Annotated in this window: 15 protein-coding genes and 2 tRNA genes; 7 read left to right on the top strand and 10 right to left on the bottom strand. The window is 51.6% G+C overall.

The window, feature by feature from the left end:
• Positions 1-13: 13 nt before the first annotated feature.
• Both NDI52_RS01495 and NDI52_RS01490 read right to left on the bottom strand, forming a co-directional pair.
• On the bottom strand, positions 14-1021 hold the full coding sequence (locus NDI52_RS01495) for a hypothetical protein (protein WP_190774053.1): 1008 nt from the start codon (positions 1019-1021) through the stop codon (positions 14-16).
• 188 nt (positions 1022-1209) lie between these two features.
• Positions 1210-1881 (bottom strand): Npun_F0813 family protein, encoded by a 672-nt coding sequence (locus tag NDI52_RS01490; protein ID WP_190774052.1) that lies wholly within the window; start codon positions 1879-1881, stop codon positions 1210-1212.
• Between the two features lie 302 nt (positions 1882-2183).
• Between NDI52_RS01490 and NDI52_RS01485 the strand changes: the two genes are divergently transcribed.
• Positions 2184-2257 (top strand) — tRNA-Arg (locus NDI52_RS01485).
• A gap of 455 nt (positions 2258-2712) precedes the next feature.
• Here the strand turns inward: NDI52_RS01485 and NDI52_RS01480 are convergent.
• Positions 2713-2784, bottom strand: a tRNA-Thr gene (locus NDI52_RS01480).
• Between the two features lie 171 nt (positions 2785-2955).
• Here NDI52_RS01480 and NDI52_RS01475 point away from each other — a divergent pair.
• Positions 2956-3900 carry a pentapeptide repeat-containing protein gene (locus NDI52_RS01475; RefSeq protein ID WP_190774051.1) on the top strand — a complete coding sequence of 315 codons (945 nt, stop codon included), beginning with the start codon at positions 2956-2958 and terminating at the stop codon, positions 3898-3900.
• A gap of 697 nt (positions 3901-4597) precedes the next feature.
• Here the strand turns inward: NDI52_RS01475 and NDI52_RS01470 are convergent.
• The 3 genes from NDI52_RS01470 to NDI52_RS01460 all read right to left on the bottom strand — a co-directional run bounded on the left by NDI52_RS01470 (position 4598) and on the right by NDI52_RS01460 (position 6934).
• Entirely contained in the window at positions 4598-4960 is a 363-nt protein-coding gene (locus NDI52_RS01470) for a ribulose bisphosphate carboxylase small subunit (protein ID WP_190774050.1), read from the bottom strand.
• Positions 4961-5028: 68 nt separating this feature from the next.
• The gene (locus NDI52_RS01465; protein ID WP_190774049.1) at positions 5029-5427 is read right to left on the bottom strand and encodes a chaperonin family protein RbcX; all 399 of its coding nucleotides are present in this window, start codon (positions 5425-5427) and stop codon (positions 5029-5031) included.
• Positions 5428-5503: 76 nt separating this feature from the next.
• The gene (locus NDI52_RS01460; RefSeq protein ID WP_190774048.1) at positions 5504-6934 is read right to left on the bottom strand and encodes a form I ribulose bisphosphate carboxylase large subunit; all 1431 of its coding nucleotides are present in this window, start codon (positions 6932-6934) and stop codon (positions 5504-5506) included.
• Between the two features lie 842 nt (positions 6935-7776).
• On the opposite strand from NDI52_RS01460, the gene NDI52_RS01455 reads away from it, so the two are divergent.
• A complete protein-coding gene (locus tag NDI52_RS01455) occupies positions 7777-8868 on the top strand; it encodes a hypothetical protein (protein WP_190774046.1) in 1092 nt (363 codons plus the stop codon).
• Positions 8869-9135: 267 nt separating this feature from the next.
• Here NDI52_RS01455 and sigC read toward each other — a convergent pair whose 3' ends face one another.
• The 3 genes from sigC to NDI52_RS01440 all read right to left on the bottom strand — a co-directional run bounded on the left by sigC (position 9136) and on the right by NDI52_RS01440 (position 13930).
• Positions 9136-10398, bottom strand: coding sequence for an RNA polymerase sigma factor SigC (gene sigC / locus NDI52_RS01450; RefSeq protein WP_190774045.1), 1263 nt, complete (start codon positions 10396-10398; stop codon positions 9136-9138).
• An 896-nt stretch (positions 10399-11294) separates the two neighbouring features.
• Entirely contained in the window at positions 11295-12887 is a 1593-nt protein-coding gene (locus NDI52_RS01445; protein ID WP_190774044.1) for a hypothetical protein, read from the bottom strand.
• An 89-nt stretch (positions 12888-12976) separates the two neighbouring features.
• A complete protein-coding gene (locus NDI52_RS01440) occupies positions 12977-13930 on the bottom strand; it encodes a glycosyltransferase family 2 protein (RefSeq protein WP_190774043.1) in 954 nt (317 codons plus the stop codon).
• A gap of 206 nt (positions 13931-14136) precedes the next feature.
• On the opposite strand from NDI52_RS01440, the gene NDI52_RS01435 reads away from it, so the two are divergent.
• From NDI52_RS01435 to NDI52_RS01420, 4 genes are read left to right on the top strand one after another with little or no spacing between them, the layout of a single operon-like run.
• Positions 14137-14742, top strand: a complete 606-nt coding sequence (locus tag NDI52_RS01435; RefSeq protein WP_190774042.1) for a DUF4129 domain-containing protein — start codon at positions 14137-14139, stop codon at positions 14740-14742.
• Positions 14739-15848, top strand: coding sequence for a DUF4350 domain-containing protein (locus NDI52_RS01430; RefSeq protein WP_190774041.1), 1110 nt, complete (start codon positions 14739-14741; stop codon positions 15846-15848). The genes NDI52_RS01435 and NDI52_RS01430 overlap by 4 nt, the downstream gene beginning before the upstream one ends.
• A gap of 21 nt (positions 15849-15869) precedes the next feature.
• On the top strand, positions 15870-16820 hold the full coding sequence (locus tag NDI52_RS01425) for a MoxR family ATPase (protein WP_190774040.1): 951 nt from the start codon (positions 15870-15872) through the stop codon (positions 16818-16820).
• A gap of 14 nt (positions 16821-16834) precedes the next feature.
• The gene (locus tag NDI52_RS01420; RefSeq protein ID WP_190774039.1) at positions 16835-18163 is read left to right on the top strand and encodes a DUF58 domain-containing protein; all 1329 of its coding nucleotides are present in this window, start codon (positions 16835-16837) and stop codon (positions 18161-18163) included.
• A 144-nt stretch (positions 18164-18307) separates the two neighbouring features.
• On the opposite strand, the gene NDI52_RS01415 is transcribed toward NDI52_RS01420, so the two are convergent.
• The gene (locus NDI52_RS01415) at positions 18308-18541 is read right to left on the bottom strand and encodes a chlorophyll a/b-binding protein (RefSeq protein WP_190774038.1); all 234 of its coding nucleotides are present in this window, start codon (positions 18539-18541) and stop codon (positions 18308-18310) included.
• Between the last annotated feature and the right edge of the window lie 4 nt (positions 18542-18545).

Below are 18545 nucleotides of genomic sequence, written 5' to 3'. Positions count from 1 at the left end.
AGGCCGCAGCCTACTAGCCCCGTCTCCGGCTGGTACGTCGGGAGCGACCTGACAGGTCATACTCTAGCGCTGCCCCCATTGCAAACAAGCAGGCACTGAAAATCCAGAATACCTCGGGCAATGCACCAGTCTGGTAATCCGTAATGTAAGTAGTTGCGTAAAGGAACCAGGTATCTGCAATGTAGAAACACAAGGCTCCAGCAGCGATAAACCGCCAGGATAAGGAGAACCGCCCTCCCCAAAAGGCCAGTAGCAATGAACTGGCTGCCATTAGCAATAACAAATCTCCAGCTACGTAGGCCACGCTGATTGCATCACTGAAAGGTTCTAGTTGCTCCGTCATAGCGTTTGCCCAACCAGGAATATTGCTGTTTTCCTCTTGGGGAGCGTCAGCGGCGGGAGCGATTGGAGCAGGCGTGGGAGCTACCGATGGGTTAGGCGGTGCAGTAAAGGGAGCTGGAGATGAGGTCGTTGCTGGCACTTCCTGGGCGATCGCTGGAGCCTCCAGTAATGCTGCTGTACTTCCCACACCGTTGTAAATCACATAGGACAAACCAGCCCCTGCAACGGCAATCCCAAGCACAAGCAACCACTGCAAAAGGGTCAGGTTCAGTTTCCGAGAGGTAATCGCCAACCACATCCCGATTCCTACTAATACATACATGAGCAGGAAGAAGAAGTCTCCAGGGGAAACATCGGGAGATTTACCCCACACAACTTCCCACCAAAACAGAATCAGGTTGCCAATGAAAAAGGAAATCATGCCCAACCCAATGAGCAACCATACAACCCGTCCGCTGACAATTTGGGAACTCCGCCAGTTACGAAAACAGAGCAACCCTGCCCCTAAAAACGCCAGGTTTTCCAGGATGTAGGTCGTGACGTTGTACCAGATGGGCCGCCCCTGCCCCGGTAGAGGAACGCTGAAGAGCAGAAAAAACATCAGGGAGATGACGGCCCATGCGATCGCCACAATTAGAATGGCTTGAATAGAGAGGGAAGCAGAGGCTTTCTTAGTCACAACACGGAACCTCGGCAGACGTAGGATTGTTTTTTGAAGTATAGAGAAAAAGTGTAATGAACAGCCTCAAAGGACTCTCACACCAATGAATGTAGACAATAAACCTTATCTCAAAATCTGGCAAAGCGTTTCAAGTTTTTGACAAAGTTAGCATGGTGGTAACGTTCTGGCCGATTACCAACTCTGTCTTACTTCCAGCTTTGACCTGTCGGAGATTGCTGCAACCAGTGCATAAACTGCTTGCGATCATTGCTGGACATATCCTGAAGGGCATCCAACACTCGGCCTGTAAAGTTAGCATTGCCGAAGTGCTGCTTCCCTAGCCGATATAGCTCCTGAAGCAAGGTATTGAGGTGGTGTTCTTGCCACGGAGGCATTTGTAGGGAAGCCAGCGGATCAACCGTCAGCAGCTGATTAATAGCTTCTGGCGTATCGGTATGAGGAAAACGCCACTGCTGAAACATGGTGACGACTTCCTTCTGAAACAGGCTGGCCTGCCGCGCTCCCAACAAATCCTCAATGTCAATATAAACAGCTTGTAAGAGTAACAAACACGCCTGAATGAACGAGGAAGCTGCAGTATCACCTTCTGCTGCATCGTTTCCCTCGCCCCCAAGCTGATCCAGACGCACTTTCCCCCAAACGCTATAGCGATCAGGCTCTTCTAACAAGACGCAGGCTTTGCCACGGTTATCTGTTAAATCCCGCCAAAAGGCTTTGGCATCTTCTTCTTGAGCGGCATTGAACACGCTGATCAAGCGGAAATGTTGCCCCTGGTATTGCAAGATTGGGATCTGTTGATCCTTCTTTGGGTGCGGAATGCTGGTTATTTCTACATCTTGCCGCTTGAGGATAAACATGACGCTGGCAAACTACTCCTGTCTGGGGCGAAGGGCTAGAGCACAGCCCAAAGGCGATCGCAAGGTTCAGGTAGCCTGACTCAACTAAGAAGACACCCGGACTAACACAGTCAGTGTATCTCGGTTTTTGCCGGGAGGTACGGTCTGGATTTACCGTTCCCATCCGATACCTTGTAATATATTGAGAGTCAACCGTCTATGCTGACTTTTAGTCTTCCCATCCTATCGGGGAATGCAACGATTCCTCGTAAGATGTCATAGAATAGTTTCTCTGTTAGCATTGCTGCTTTCTCATCGTCCGTGCTCCAGTAGCTCAGTTGGATAGAGCAACTGCCTTCTAAGCAGTCGGTCGCAGGTTCGAGTCCTGCCTGGGGCGTTTTAATTTACAACCCTTAAGTCAGCAGAAGCCCTAGCACGCGAACGTTTTACAACATACCGCATGTTGTGAGATATAGAACAATGTTCCAGAATAAAGACTAGGGCTCGCTTTGAAGAGTGTTTTTGGGGATCACAAGGCGGATAGAAAAGCAACCCTTGAGACAGCTTTAAAGCACCCCCGAGAGTTATAGACAGGATATGGAGAAAAGAGCACGTATTACTCTTTTCTCCATATCTCATTTACAGATGTGAAACATAATCTAGAGTCACAGATTATTTATCTTGAACGCACACTGCCTGAACAAGTTTTACCTCGACAAACATATCGCCACAAACAAATAAAGAACTGCTGTCAAACAAAACCTCGGAGAAGGAGGATATGAACAAAGCTTGCACTCTCCTCAGAGATTTTATTTCTTTGCTAAGCCCTAACTACGTTTTTCTGTCTAAATAAGCCGATGGCGGGATTTGAACCCGCGACCGCTCGATTACGAATCGAGTGCTCTACCACTGAGCCACATCGGCGTACCGATTAAATAGTATAGCACTTCTTGAATAATGTTGAACCTGATTTGAAGTATCCGAAAGATTGCCCTTCCGGATATTCCTCTACGTAACCGAAGATAGCAGTAGGCTATCCGATAAGTCCCCATCGGGAATTTGGCCGATTCTGTTTCCCGACGAAGAGACGTTATCATGGCAAATTCGAATCATTTAACGTTATTGCAAGAGAATGTTGAACAGTGGAATTGCTGGCGTCAGAGAAGTGACGAGTCTCCGGATCTAAGCGGCGCGGCCCTGAGCGGTCTAGATCTAAGAAGGGCCAATTTAAGCTATGCCGACTTGAGTGGGGTTGATTTGCAAGGGGCGAACTTGCAGGAAGCCAATTTGGAGTCTGCCATTCTGGTGGGGGGGAATCTTTGCCAGACTAAGTTACAACGAGCTTCCCTACGGCAGGCCTACTTAAGCGAAGTCATGTTGCAGGGAGCCGAGCTGAGTGACACGGATCTATGCGAGGCCATTTTGAGCGAGGCTGACTTGCAAGGGGCAGATTTGCGGCGATCGCGCCTCTGCAACGCGATACTGAGCCTGGCTAACCTCACTGAAGCCGCTCTTGGAGAAGCAAATTTTTCCGATGCAGTTCTGAATGAAGCCCGATTAGATCAGGCTGATTTAACACTGGCCATATTGACAGGCGCAAATTTGGTACGCGCCAGTTTATGTGATGCGAATCTGCGCTGGGCCAATTTGAGTTACGCCAACAGCAGCTATGCAATTATGCGCGGAGCCAACCTAAATCTGGCTACCCTTTGTAACGCAATTCTGGATGGCGTCGATGCACAGCAGGCCGTTTTCAGTCTGGGAGATCTGCATGATATTTCACTAGCTGGAGCTCACCTGGTGGATTGCACGTTAGTGGGGGCAGATCTGCGAGGTGCAAATTTGCAAGATGCAGATTTACGACGTACCGATCTTGCAGGAGCACGACTAGGAGAAGCAAATTTAACGCGCACGAACCTGTGTGGCAGCAATTTGGATGGTGCTGATATGCGACAGGCCATTATGACGGATACACTGCTTGATGCTACGCGTATGACGGCAACAACGCTGATTATGCATCCACTTCTGGAAGAAGTTTAAAGGGCCTTTCTCCCAACCATGAGTTCGGGCAGTTTTTCTGAAACCCTTAATTTTGCGTGCGCGAAGCACACGCAAAATTAAGGGTTTCAGAAAAACTGCCCAGAGTTATTTAGCTATCGCCGGAAGGCTTGTACCAAAAGGAGAGAGGCGGGATTTCGCCCCGCTACTTTCCTTTTGATATAACTTTACGCAATTTAATTAGAAGCAGCACTATACAAGCGTTGTGGCCGCTGCTGTAGCACTTCGTGCTGCACATTATGGCACTGCTTAGTCAACGTGAGTACTGGCATAGCGTCGATTTTTAACTAAAAAAAGAGGGAAGATAGCTTCCCTCCGTCAACACGGAATCATGATTAGGAATAAAGTTCTAGTCTTTCATGCCGCACTTTACCTCACGTTCCCTTCCAAGCAACCCTGGCAAGTACAGAATGAAAGGCTAAAACTCCAGAAAATTGACTTTATAGCAATGTGCAAGTGCGTTAAGCACAGCAACGGTGATGTGGGGCACTTCGTGCCCCACATCACCATACTTAACCAACGTGCACAGCGCTATAGAGATAAACTCTCTCAAAACCAAGCTTTCATCTTGGAAATAATTGCTTCAAAGAGGTTGCTGAGCACTGTGTAGTTCAGCAACCTCTGATGTGAGATTTTACTTATTTATGGTTTTGAAACGCAAAATAAGTAACCGATCTCTCTAGTAGCGGTAGCCGCTGCCGCCGCCGTAGTTGGAGTTAGCACCGGGCTTGTGCACGATGAAGAACATTACCTGGCACTGCTTGATGTTGTCGAAACCTACAACACGCACATAGCAGTTGGAGTACTCAGAGCGGCACTGCTGAACTTCAGACAGTACTTCTTGAGGGCTCTTGGCATTGAACAGGGGCAGCTTCCACATGGTCCAGTAGTGAACCTCGGGGTCAGAGGTTTCGTTGAACTCAACGCAGGGGATGTAACCCTGGTCAAGCATGTACTGGATCTGACGGTTGATTTGGGCATCCGTCAGGGGAGGCAGGTAAGAAAAGGTTTCGTAACGAATCTCTTTGGGTAAAGTCTTCATGGTTCTCTCAATGTCGTGATAGAGGAAAAACGGGTTTGAGTTTGAATGCAACAGGTTCGTGAAACCCTCTATGCATTGCCCTCAGATTCAGAGGAGGGTTCATCAGGAGGCCGGGCGATCGCCCCTTCATCCACCTGCGTCATCCGTTCCAATTGCTCACAGCGGAGTTGCAAGTTAGATTGCTGAATGCCTGTTTGCACCATTTCCGGCAGGAAATCGCAGACTTCTGCAGCCAAGTGCTCTCGTACAGTCAAAATTCGAAAGCCGAGAGTCGCCTGTTCCCGGAAAAGGGCCTGCAAATAGGCTTCGCCATCCTGAACCTTTTCGCGTGAGGAAAATTGTTGCAACCAGATTGCTCTGGGAGGATCTGTTTCACTCAACTGAGCGATAACTGTCCGAACAGCCTGGTAGGTCAAATAACTAATGACTGTCTTTGCCGTATCCTTTGCAATCTGATTGAGATTCATAACCTCACTCTGGATAGGGATCTGAAGCTGGAGTAGAGAGGCCCATTCCGACCTCAGAATCCCCCATCCATCAGCATCAGACGGTATCAACCGCTTCAAACTCGAACTTGATTTCCTTCCACAGTTCGCAAGCAGCAGCCAGTTCAGGAGACCAACGAGCGGCTTCACGAATGATGTCGCCACCTTCACGCATCAGGTCGCGGCCTTCGTTCCGAGCTTGAACCACAGCTTCCAGAGCAACCCGGTTAGCGGTTGCACCCGGCGCATTACCCCAGGGGTGACCCAGCGTACCACCACCGAACTGTAGAACAGACTCATCACCGAAGATGTCAACCAAAGCAGGCATGTGCCATACGTGGATACCACCGGAAGCCACTGCCATTACACCGGGCATAGAAGCCCAGTCCTGGGTGAAGTACACACCACGGGAGGGGTCACGCTCGATGTAGTTTTCGCGGAGCAGATCGATGAAACCGAGGGTAACAGCCTTGTCACCTTCCAGTTTGCCCACAACGGTACCGGTGTGGATGTGGTCACCACCCGACAGACGCAGACACTTTGAGAGTACGCGGAAGTGCATACCGTGATTCTTCTGACGGTCGATTACCGCGTGCATCGCACGGTGGATGTGCAGCAGAACGCCGTTGTCGCGGCACCAGTGAGACAGGGTGGTGTTCGCGGTAAAACCTGCGGTCAAGAAGTCATGCATAACGATGGGCATGTTGAGTTCTTTCGCATACTCAGCACGCTTCAGCATTTCTTCGCAGGTAGCAGCGGTCACGTTCAGGTAGTGACCTTTGATCTCACCAGTTTCAGCCTGGGCTTTGTGGATGGCTTCAGCAACGAAGGTGAAGCGATCGCGCCAACGCTGGAAGGGCTGGGAGTTGATGTTTTCGTCGTCTTTGGTGAAGTCCAGACCACCACGCAGACACTCGTAAACCGCGCGGCCATAGTTCTTAGCAGACAGACCGAGCTTAGGCTTGATGGTGCAACCCAGCAGAGGACGACCGTACTTGTTCAGTTTGTCACGCTCAACGGTAATCCCGTGAGGAGGACCTTGGAAGGTCTTCAGGTAAGCAATGGGAATCCGGAGGTCTTCTAGACGCAGAGCTTTCAGAGCTTTGAAACCGAACACGTTCCCCACGATGGAGGTCAGCATGTTGGTTACAGAGCCTTCTTCGAACAGGTCGAGAGGATAAGCGATGTAGCAGATGTACTGGTTGTCTTCACCACGTACGGGCTCGATGTCGTAGCAACGGCCTTTGTAGCGATCCAGGTCGGTGAGAAGGTCAGTCCACACCGTGGTCCAGGTACCGGTGGAGGATTCTGCCGCAACAGCCGCGCCTGCTTCTTCGGGGGGAACACCGGGTTGGGGTGTCATCCGGAAGGCAGCCAGAATATCGGTATCTTTTGGAGTGTAATCAGGCGTGTAATATGTCAGGCGGTAATCTTTTACACCGGCCTGAAACCCAGCACCAGCCTGGGTTTTCGTTTGCGAGTAAGACATCAGTTTCCCTTCCTGTGAACTTGCAATAAACGTGCCTAAACCACTGTACACTGCGCTGCAATGTACATCGGCTGCCTTAACGGCGAACTAAAACTGATAAAAATCAGCCAAGTCTTTTTTATCAGGCTCTCCCCAGACGGCAACGAGCTGTAGAACCTGTTCGTTTTGCCCTGATCTGAGCTCAACACAAACTATATCAGGGAATGAATTCACCCAACGTTGAATCTTCTTTGACTCTCTATAATAAGGATTTATCTTTCTTAAGGTATGTGAATGAGACACACCTGTGGTAAGGCAAAAAATATGACTAAAAAATTAAGTTCTGAGATTATACCAGACCCGTCTATATCACAAAATAGCACGTCTTTTTCAAAGCTTGTAAAAGCTTTGTGAATCGGAACTCTAGAGTTTTGAGAACGTCATTGACGGCATAAACGTGCGCTATTTTCAGTAAAAAGGATTGATTTTGGAAACACTTTGTGCAGCAGCAGTGAAACACTTTCAAAGCCCTGCAGGAGATAGAACTATCTATCAATTTCTTGAGCAGAGCTTGTGAAAATACTCTAGTTAGAATCATTGCCTTTCAGAGGTCGCTATTATAAAACCAGGCCACGGAGAAATTGATAGTATTTACTATCATTGTTTGTAACGTTTTTGTTATGTTTCTGTCGGGGTTGCCGTGATGGACGGACGACGTAATTCCTCTAGGGAGGGTACAAACGAACGTCACACTTCATCGTTTCAGGTCTGGCTGTCCCGCATTATTAATTTGCCTGAAAATATTGTTGTGCAATTCGTCAACACTGCCAGTGTCGTCCTCGGCGCAGGAGGTGTTTGAGACTATGCCCCCCCTCCTTAACATGGATATATCCCCCCGGCTTTCATCCGAACGCTTTCGTTACCAGCAACCGAAGCGATTTTGGTTAGGATTATTTGCCGGTTCTATGGGGTTGCACTTGGCAGCGTTATGGTTAGCGCCAGTATGGTGGCGATCGCTCTCCCCTCAATCTACAGGCACAGGCACGGAGCCAACACCCATTGAACTGGTTGACGCTTCTCAGTTGGGAGGGGTTGCGTTGAATGATGCTACCACCCCAGCAGACCCAGCACTTGCGGGTGCATCTGCTGCTGGAGCACCTGCCGCTACTGCTCCGGCCGCAGCCCCTCAACCTTCACCCACTGTTGCTCCTCAACCAGTTCCACAACCCCTCACACCTCAACCGAATCCAGTTTTTACGGATACTACACCTGCTTCTCCCCAACCCCCGGCCGATTTTTCTGACGTGCCAGATCCGTCTCCCCTTCCTCAGGAGCCCTTACCCACTCAAGACCCTGCTACAGAGCAGCCTCAGCCGAACCAGGATTTACCATCCAGTCCTCCAGAAACCGGACCTCCGGTCGTATCAGGTAACCCACTTCCTTCGCCTGGGCCAGTGCCTAATCCATCTGATTCCGCTGAGGGAGCTGGGTTACCTGGAGAAAATGACAGCGTTACGTCCGGTGGAGCAGAGGGTACTTCGGATGGTTTACCAGATGTTGGAACGCCACAACAGGTATCGCCTAGCCGCGGGTTAGCAAGCCTCACGCCTGGGAGTGCATTACCTTTGGATGCAACGGCTGATATTCCTGAAGTCCCGGCTCAACCTGTCCAAACATCCCTCGACTTCACGTCTGACCCCACAGACCCAAACTCCTGTGTGATAACACCGGAGAGCCAAGTCTCCTTTGGAGAACAGATCTCGCTACGACTGGTAATCGATACGGATGGACGTGTGATCGATGCTTTTGAAGAAGGCGCGTCCCCTAATCCTGTTTACACAGACTTGGCTCGCTGTCTAGTGCTTCGTAATTGGACATTTACCCCTGCTACAACAAGTGGCATTCCCCAGCAGAGCAATCTACTCGTTACCCTGAGCATCCAGGCTGTGCCTTAGTATGTCGCTACTGAATAACCTCAGTTCGGGATAAGCTGAAGTGCTCATTTTGGCGTGCGCTTTGCGCACGCCAAAATGAGCGTTTTCGAGTGCCGCGCGTTGCGCGGCACTCGAAAACACACTTAACCCGAACTCAGGTTGAATAAAAAAGGGGTTCCCAAAGGGACCCCTAGTTCTGTTCTATCCAAACGGTTTTATACGGCTCAGAGGAAAGCCTCATAAGTTAAACCGTCGCGTCTTGTTTTTCAATCAAGACGAACTAACCTATTAAGTGAGGGATTCTAGATAGTCGCGTACACGGTTGCGTCGCTTGGGTTGACGCAGCTTTTGCAGAGCTTTCGCTTCAATCTGGCGTACCCGTTCCCGTGAGAGGTCGAGGGCGCGACCGATTTCAGCCAGGGAGTAAGGCTGACCATCACCCAGACCAAACCGCATTTGGATAACGTCACGCTCACGACTAGTGAGGTCGGTGAGGAGTTGTTGCAGGTCTTTCTGCAACGACTCGCGCATCAGCAACTCTTCAGGGGAAATGCCTTCTTCGGGGAGCAGGTCACCCAGCTCGGTGTCACGCTCTTTGCCCACTTTGGTTTCTAGAGAAACGGAACGGGGAACGCGCAGCAGCACTTCGCGTACCTGGGGTGGGGTCATGTCCAGTTCTTTGGCGATGTCTTCCACCGTGGCGGTACGGCCTTTTTCCTGAGCGATCTTGCGCTGGGCCTTTTTGATTTTGTTGAGCTTCTCGGTGATGTGCACCGGGAGGCGAATGGTGCGGCTTTGGGTGGCGATCGCCCGTGTAATCCCCTGGCGAATCCACCAGTAAGCGTAGGTGCTGAAGCGGTACCCCTTGGTGGGGTCAAACTTCTCGACGGCCCGCTCCAGGCCTAAGGTACCTTCCTGGATCAAATCCAATAGCTCCAGACCCCGATTCTGGTATTTCTTCGCCACGGATACTACCAGACGCAAATTGGCTCGGATCATATGATCCTTGGCAGCGATGCCTTCGGCCTGCATAGTTTCCAGTTCTTCCAGGGTTTTGCCAATCAACTCAGCCCACTGTCGCTTGCCTTCCGACAGGGTGGGTTTGAGGTCAGTCACAACAATATTGGCTTCCGCGGCCCAGCGTTCCAGAGAAGGGCGGTGACCCAGGATAGAGGTCAGGCGATCGTGCGCTTCTATCAGAGTCAAATAGCGTTGTAGGACGGCATCCCCTTCTTCGGCAGCTTTGCGGCACTGCTCAAGAGCAGCCATGTGGCGCTGCACTCGCTGTGCTTCTGAAACTTCCTCGTCACGCCCGAGCAACCGTACGCGGCCAATTTCTTGTAGGTAGAGGCGTACCAGGTCGGTGGTGCGTCGCCCTGCTGCCTGGCCTCGGGGGTCAGATTTGCCATACTCAACGTCTAGGGTTGCCAGGTCGTTGTCAATCTGACTCTCTAAATCTGAGGGCAACAGGTCGGGACCGTTATTCGATGAATCAAGTGTATTCATCGAATCCTCATATTCAGCATCGGCAAAGAATGTTTTTGCTGGCATAGTGATCGTCTCAGTGGCTCCAGAGTTGGCAAGGGGGCGTTCGAGTTCGCTACGGTTAGTGTTCCCGCAAATCAGGGCTAAGTCATCAAGACTGTAGGAGAATCTTGAAGTTCCACGTTTTTTGACCTGTTTACGAGATGAGATGCAAGAGCCCCGAATCTTCATTGATATACAGGGGGTTACCGGAGAATTCCCGAAATCCCTCTTAAAGAGATAGGAGGCTTTTGTGAAGCTTTTATGAAAGCTATGACACGGTTATGGAATGGGAATCAGGATGGTAAATCCGAAGTTGTGGACTTCGTTTGTGGAGGGATTTTCTATCAAATCCCTTTGCAAAGCGACAGCAGGGAACTTATCAGGTAACTGCGCACTGTATAAGTTCCCTTTTCAGGTTTAGAGAAACTTCATCAGAGTAGATTTTGGAAAAAATAGATGGTTCGATGTTTTTCTAGGCTTTGAACTAAATTGTTTTTTAACCTCAGTTCGGATTAGGGCGTTTTCGAGTGCCGCGCAACGTGTGGTACTCGAAAATGCCCTAATCCGAACTCAGTTTTTTACGTTGATAGGAGCTCTTTGCAATAGCTTTTTGGAATGAGCTGTGGGTATGGTAGGTATTCAAAACCTGGCTTGGGGACGCATCGCGCCTCAAATCCCTAGCCTGGAGGACGGAGCACCGTCCTTAAACCCCCTCAAGCAAAGGGCAATCGGTGAATGATGAGTGTGGCGCTTCGCATCGGAGGGTTTGAATTAGATTTACGCGCCAAAGAAAACAAATCTTTAGGATAGACAGTACCTTCGCCATTCTTCTCAAGCCCTTGATTTTGCGTGAGCGTCGCGCACAAAATCAAGGACTTGAGAAGAATGGCGAGCATGTTGATAGAGCTCTGTCTTTTTTGTTAGAGCTGGCGTTCTAGTTTGAGAGATTGATTGGGGGAGAGTTGGCGGACTTCATCGGTGAGATCGAGCCAGGGTTGGAGTTGGCCAGATTGGAAGGTTCGACTCATGACGACGTAGATGGAGGTCTGGTCGGCTCCGATACCAGCAGTAAGGACGTTGTCCCAAGATTCGGCTTTGAGTTCGTCGGAGACATTCCAGTGGCCGTTGAACCAGTGGAGGCGGCGAACGAAGCGGAAGGGAGCGGGCTTTTTGCCGACGATGAGGATTTTTTGGAGAAGCGATCGGATCAGGTTGGGGAAGAAGCGACCGACTGTCAGCATGACGATTCGCAGAATCATCAGGTTGAGAGGGGTCATTTGTTTTTGTTTGGCCCAGCCGAGGTTGCCACGAATCGTAATTGTGTTCGGTTCGACCTCGACAATATAGCCGCCAACGAGGTGGCCGACAGCATTTTTTAGCTTCTTCCCCTGACGGGCCTGAAGGGAGAATTGGGTGTCAGAGACAACAAGCTGGTTGTTGCGGAAGAGTTTGAACACACCGCCTTTATTGAGGGCCAGATATAGTTCAGTTCCTTCACGACGATCGATGAGAATTTGCGCATTTTCTAGCCAGACCCGACCATCCGGATGAGGCCAGACGGGGGGGCGTTGTTCGATAAAGTCTTGCCAGGCTAGCAGATAGTTCCAGGTGTGGTGGCCGATGATGTGGTCGTCGGCGTAGCAGGGAGCTTTACCTGTAGCTAAGCCTTGGAGGAAGCGATCGTTGATGGAAAGGGCTTCGGGCATCCACTTACCAACGCGCTCAAAGCCGTCGGGGAAGAAGTTGTAAGTGTTGCGGCTGGTGTATTCGCCGCCAAAGGAGCCATCGGGATGGACAAACTGGGCTGCCAGGTTGACAGCTTTGATTAAGGCTTCTTTGATGCGGGGGTCTGGATTTAGTTCGTAAATCCACGCCAGACAAGAAATTGTCAGTGTATGGTAGCCGGGGTCGCAACCTTCGTATTCCTGAAACCAACCTTCAGGATTTTGCCAGGAGAGTACCTGCTCTAACCGCTGGGCCTTGGCACGATCCCATTGGTTGGTGTTGAGCATGGGCGATAGGATTTCCAGACACAGTACGATTAATGCCTGGTGATTGGTCAGTTGGCCGCTTTCCTGGTGGTGGGCAAGCCAGTCGGCACGGCGCGTAAAGAAGCGGAGCATGCGATCGTCTTGCAGGCCCAAGCGGCGATAACTCTCTAGACAGGCCAGCAACGAGAAAGCAGCAGCTCCACCGGCCCGTTCGAAGGGGAAGTAGTCGTCGCAGGAACCATCAGAATGAGCACTGCGAGCAGCAAAGAGGATTCCAGCTTCTACCCAGTCGCGAATAACATCTTGTTGGTAGAAGGGGTTGCTGGGTAAATCGGTCTGATAAGCCAGGGTCAGGGGAAGGACGAACTCCTGCGCCATGCCACTGGGGAAGTCGATGATTTTGTAATGCCAGAAGTTGCGATCAAAACAGCCGTAAGTGGGGCTGTGGGGGTTGCGATCGCACAAGGTCAAAATAATCGGGATCTGAGCCAGGGCTTCGCGGGCAAAAAGGTCTCGCAACATGGCGTTTATTATCGTTACCAAAAATTCAGACTTTATCTTAAAGCATCATCGAAAACCCGTTTCGGGAAGCTCAACCCACGCAAGGGGGCTTACTCGTGCTGATCGAGGTCGCGACGACGGAGCCGTAGCTGAGTCTCTTCAAGCAGTCGGCGGTTGGCTGAGAGCAAGTCTGCGATCAGGCCAAACATCCAGAGCTGAAAGCCTATCAGAATCAGAACGGCAGCCAGAATCAAGCTAGGTGCACGGGAACGGGTTGGGTCTACTAAAAAGAATAAGAGCAACCAGCGTAACCCCAGAGCACCCCCTAGAAAGAGGGGTACGGTGCCCAACCAGGTAAAGAACCGGAGGGGCTTGTAGAGCATAAAGATCCGCAGAATTGTGACGGCGGAGCGGAAGACGTAGGAGGGGATGCTGCGAACGAGACGGGATTTCCGTAACTGACTATTGGTTCGAATGGGCACGGAAACCACAGCCATCCCTCGCCGTCCAGCCTGGATGATGGTTTCCAGGGTATAGGTGTAATTGTTGAAAACGTTTACCTGAATGGCAGCTTCCCGACTAAGAGCGCGGAAGCCGCTGGGAGCATCGGGAATTTTTGTGTTGCTGGCAAGTTGAACCATCCAGCTACCGAGGTTTTGGAGCAGCTTTTTAATAAAGGAAAAGTGCTGAGTATCCCAGATGGGACGTTCCCCGATGACAATGTCTGCCTGCTTACGCAGAATGGGTTGAATGAGGGTGGGAATATCATCGGCACAATACTGGTTATCGGCATCCGTGTTGACGATGATATCGGCCCCAGCCTTGAGACAAGCTTCGAGCCCTGCCATGAAGCCTCGTGCTAACCCCTGGTTCGTTGAGAAACGAACAATATGGTCGACACCATAAGTCTTGGCCACTTCGACGGTGCGATCGCGGCTTCCATCATCAATGACAAGCCATTCCACCTTATCCACACCCGGTACATGGCGGGGCAGTGCTGATAGGGTAATTCCCAGAGTTTGTTCCTCGTTGTAACAGGGAATTTGGATGATGAGCTTTGTCATAGGGAAAGGGCAGGGTTGATCGAGCCCAGCCAGTGGCTAGCCGGGGAATACTGTGTAACACTCTACCGTGAAGTGCGAAGTTCCGTATTCTGTTATGTGCACTGCGCTTGGATATACCCAAATAGTTATGCTTTGATGGGCACAGTGCTCTGTCAGAACGCACCTCCCTTTGATCTGTCCGATCGCCCATGTTCTCCCCAATCGCAATGCTTCCGATCTCCCTGGCGACCGAATTTCAACGCATCAACCCCGGGTGGGTGATCCAACGAGAAACGCGACGGGTGAGTGAATGGCTGAATTTGATCTTGTTTGGGGGCGATCGCAACCCGAATGACTATATTCCCAACTGGGCAATCCCAGAATGGCTTCTACGAACCATCTTCTGGACCTTCACGGTAACGTTGGCGACCTGGGCAGGTTGGCAGCTCTATCGCTTATTGGCTCCCTATATTAATGAATTGCGATTAGCCCGTACGGATTATGTCGTTGTAGGAGCTACAGCACCGGAGGTCGGAACGCCTGTCGAGGAGTGGTTGCGGCGATCGCACGCCGCCCAACAGCAGGGCAACTATCGGGAAGCCTGCCGTACCCTCTACATGGCCGCTCTGCAAAAACTCAGCGATGCCGACCTGATCCGCCAGCAATCCAGCCGTACCGATGGCGAATACCTATCGCTCTTATCGGAGCTACCCCAGCCCCAGCCCTATGAGGAACTGGTGCGGGTGCATGAGCTGTTGTGTTTTGGCGATCGCCCCATCACTGCCGAAACCTACCAGCGCTGCCAGCGGGCATTTCAGGAGATCAGTGCATGAAAAAGCGGCGCAATTGGATTGTCGCTATCGTTCTGGCGAGTCTCATCGGCCTGACCTTATTAGCTCCCCGCAATGCCTTACAGCAGCAGGGTTCTACCTACAATCGTGCCCCCAATGGATACGGAGCCTGGTATGCCTACCTGGAAGAACAAGGGATTCCAGTCCGTCGATGGCAACGTCCGGTCGAGGAGTTAGGGCTGGCAACCGAAGACCCAACGGATGCAACGGCACCTGTAACGCGATCCATCACCTTTGTGCAGATTAACCCTGTCCCCAGGTCTCCTTCCCCAATCGAGCAGGAATGGGCCAGGGTTGGGCATACGGTTGTGCTGGTGGGAATTCAAACTCCGGTCACAGCAGCCCCTTTTTCCTCGGTACTGGATAGCCCTCAGGGTAAGGTGCGGATTGAAACCCGTCGCCGCTATCCCGAAGCGGGAGGTGCAGATAAAAGCCGCTTAGGGGATGACGAGGGCAGTGTGGTCTGGGAACAAGCGGTTGGAAAAGGGCAAGTCATCTACATTAATACCCCTTACTTTGCTGCCAATGCCTACCAGGATGAAGCGGGGAATATTCCATTCCTGGCAGCTCTGGTAGCAGAGCCCGGCCATCCCGTTTGGGTAGACGAATATCTGCATGGTTACCGTGACCCCGACATTCTCGCCGAGGAGAAACGGGGAAATGCCTTCGCCTATTTGGTGCGCACGCCGGTGCTGCTTGTGGCGATTCAAGCCTTGGTATTGCTGTTATTGGCCGTTTGGGGCGATCGCCGCCTTGGCCCTCCCCTCCGAGTAGAACCTGCTAAGACGGACAGCAACGCCACTTATATTGGTGCGTTGGGAAGTGTACTCAACAAAGCCAAGAGCAGTGAGTTTGTGATGGAAACGGTGGGGCGTCATGAGCAGGAGCAGATTCAGCGATCGCTCGGCCTGGGTGTTGACCCAGTTGAACCGGATCAACTGCTAGAAGCCTGGACTCAGCAGACCGGACAACCCGCCACTGAATTGCAATCCCTCCTGGCGCCTGTTGTACAAAAACGTCGTCTCCGCGAACGAGAGTTGCTACTCTGGTTGGAGAACTTGCGCCAGGTGCGCCGTCATCTACCCTGATGCCCTATCGTCTCCCCTCTTATGACTTCCTCTAAAGCTGCATTTGTGGATTTGGCCCAGGCTCTTGGTACTGTCATTGTGGGGCAGACAACCCTGGTGCGGCAATTGCTGGTGGCCTTACTCAGCGGTGGACACGTCATTCTGGAAGGAGTGCCGGGGACGGGAAAAACCTTGCTGGTCAAGGTCATGGCTCAGTTGATGCAAGCCGACTTTCGCCGGATTCAACTGACGCCTGATATTCTCCCCTCAGACATCCTGGGCACTAATATTTTTGACCTCAACAGCCGCAATTTCACCCTCCGCAAAGGCCCCATCTTCACCGAAATTCTGCTCGCAGATGAAATCAACCGCACCCCTTCTAAAACGCAGGCGGCTTTGCTAGAGGCGATGGAGGAACAACAGGTGACGATTGACGGAGATAGCTTGCCATTACCAGAGCTGTTTTGGGCGATCGCCACGCAAAACCCACTGGAGTTCGAAGGCACCTATCCCCTGCCTGAAGCTCAGTTGGATCGGTTTTTGTTCAAGCTGGTGGTCGATTATCCCGACAGTAAGGCAGAGCGGCAAATGTTGCTGAATGCGCAATCTGGCCTACAAACTCGGCGGCAAGATCTCGCCCATCTCAAGCCCATTCTCACGGTGGCCCAGGTTCTCGCCGCCCGCCAAGAAGCCCGCCAGGTAAAGATGACCGATGCGCTACTAGATTACCTGCTGAGTTTGGTTCACCGCACGCGCCAGCATCCTGATCTGGATCTGGGGGCATCTCCTCGTTCTGCAGTGGCCTGGATGCACGCCAGTAAGGCACATGCCTGGTTGAGCGATCGCGACTATGTCACCCCTGACGATATTAAAACGGTTGCTTCACCTCTGTTGCGTCATCGCCTCATTCTTCGCCCCGAAGCCCAATTAGACGGTATGAAAATTGATGGCGTGATTACCGGATTGCTGGGACAGGTGGCAGTGCCCAGGTAAGGGAAATAGAGATTATGGTACCTGCAGCTCGGCTTTATCAATTGGTGTTACTGGGTACGGCGTTGGGGATGGCGATCGCCCTCTACAACACCGACAACCTACTACTGTTGCAGGGGGCGATCGCCTTCACCCTATTCTTCGATCTGATACTCCTGGGGTTGGGATTGGTGGATGTTCGACGGGGGCGATCGCAGCGCCTTCAGATCACACGAGATGTGGCCCAGAAGTTATCTATTGGGCGGCATAACCCTGTAAACCTGCATCTGCAAACCACCCATACAAAACAGCCTCTTCGAGTCCAAATTCGGGATCATTTTCCAGCTCAATTTCAGGCCAGCTCGCCCCTGCTCAAGTTGTCATTGCCACCAGATACAGAAGAAACAGTCAACTACACGGTCTTCCCGGCTGAGCGTGGAGAGTATCCATGGGGTGACTTATATATTAGACAGTTGGGACCATGGGGTTTGGCCTGGCAGGAATGGCGCGTTCCCCAATCCACAAAAGTTTCTGTCTATCCTGATTTGATGGGGTTGCAGGAACTTTCGATTCGGCTGGCCGTACAAACTACGGGCAATATTCGTAAAACCCGTCGCGCTGGCATGGGAACTGAGTTTACCGAATTGCGCGAATACTATACAGGTGATGATCCACGGCTGATTGATTGGAAAGCAACCGCTCGCCGCAGCCGTCTTCTGGTGCGTGTGCTGGAGCCAGAGCAAGAACAAACGGTGATTGTGCTGCTTGATCGGGGACGGTTGATGACCGCTCAGGTAGCAGGCATCAGCCGTTTTAACTGGGGATTAAATGCAACGCTTTCTCTCGCATTGGCGGGGTTGAATCGGGGCGATCGCGTGGGGGTTGGCGTCTTCGATCGCGATATGCAAGTATGGATTCCCCCGGAACGTGGTCAGCATCACCTGACCAAGCTCATTGAACGGCTTACCCCTCTACAACCCGCTCTTCTGGAACCGGATTACTTAGGAGCCATCACAACAGCGACAACTCAGCAACACCGTCGTGCCCTAGTGGTGATGTTGACAGATTTAGTGGATGAAACCGCCTCAGGGGAACTGCTTTTGGCAATGCAGCGGCTCACTCCGCGTTATTTGCCATTCTGCGTCGTGTTGCGCGATCCAGCGGTGGATGCGATCGCCCACACCCCCAGCACTGACATTTCCGAAACCTATAACCGCGCGGTTGCGTTGGATCTGATGAATCAACGCAAAGTAGCCCTTGCCAAACTCAAGCAACGGGGTGTCCTAGTACTGGATGCTCCTGCCAACCAAATCAGCGAAGCTCTAGTGGAACGCTACCTTCAAGTGAAAGCTCGCAATTTGCTGTAATCGGGCGAATGCTTAAATTGTGGGATGCGAGACACCCGGTGTTTTCAAAACACCAGGTGTCTAAATTTCGGCGATCGCTCCGTAACACGAAATCCCCAGTTTTTTAGGAAAAACCGGGGATTTAGACCTATTCAGGAAAACGGATTAGCGCAAACCCAACCAGGTAAAGAAGTCTTGACCTGAAAATAATTCCAACAGTAGCAGGGCCACAAAGCCGATCATGGCGAAGCGCCCGTTGATAATTTCTGCGTACCGTGTCCAGCCAAAAGCAGGTTCTGCTTCGGGGACTGAGGGCGTCCCCACAGGAGTTGCCGTTGGGGTAGGAGCCTTGGCTTCAGGCGAGGATTGGGGGGCGGTATCTGGAGAATCTGAAGGCATAGCA

Source organism: Leptolyngbya sp. PL-A3 (assembly GCF_039962325.1).
Classification (GTDB): Bacteria; Cyanobacteriota; Cyanobacteriia; order Elainellales; family Elainellaceae; genus Vacuolonema.
Note: the sequence above shows the minus strand (reverse complement) of the source record. Positions and strands in the feature narration are given on the sequence as shown.